The organism is Rhodococcus sp. ENV425 (assembly GCF_002887785.1).
GTDB classification, from domain to species: Bacteria; Actinomycetota; Actinomycetes; order Mycobacteriales; family Mycobacteriaceae; genus Rhodococcus; species Rhodococcus aetherivorans.
In genome coordinates this window covers 1-592 of the sequence record NZ_PCZU01000184.1, presented here as the reverse complement: position 1 = coordinate 592, position 592 = coordinate 1, and the positions used below count along the sequence as shown (strand labels likewise).

Annotated in this window: 1 pseudogene; it reads left to right on the top strand. The window is 74.8% G+C overall.

Features of this window, described 5'->3' with window-relative positions:
* A pseudogene (locus CQZ88_RS15325) lies at positions 1-592 on the top strand (integrase); the annotation flags it as partial.

Genomic DNA, 592 nt, shown 5'->3' with positions numbered 1-592 from the left:
CCTCGGCGTGGCGGGCCTTCACCACCTGGTGCGCGCGCGAGGGCCACACCGCGCTGCCGGCGCATCCGGTCACCGTCGCCGCCTACCTGGTGGCGTGCGCCGACACCGTCACCGAGGCGGGGGAGCGGGCCTACGCCCCCGCGACCTTGGCGCATCGCCTCGCCGCGATCGCCCACCACCACCGCACCGCCGGGCACCCCAGCCCCACCGGCGACGACCTGGTGAAGGCGACGATGTCCGGGATCCGCCGCGGCTACGCCACCGCCGGGCAGCGGCCCCGCAGCCCGCGGGCCCCGCTGCTCACCGCCGATGTCCTCGCCATCGTCGACAAGGCGAGAGCGGACTGCGCAGGGTGGGCGGACGAGGTCGTCGAACGCCGCGATGCTGCGATCCTGCTGTTGGGGTTCGCCGGGGCGTTCCGCCGCAGCGAACTCGTCGCCCTCACCTGCGGGGACGTCAGTTTGCACCGGCTCGACGGCCTGCACATCCGCCTGCGCAAATCGAAGACGGACCAGGAGGGCCGCGGCACCGTCCGCGCCCTGCCCTTCACCCACAGCCACACCAGCTGCCCGCCGTGCGCGTGGATGCGGTG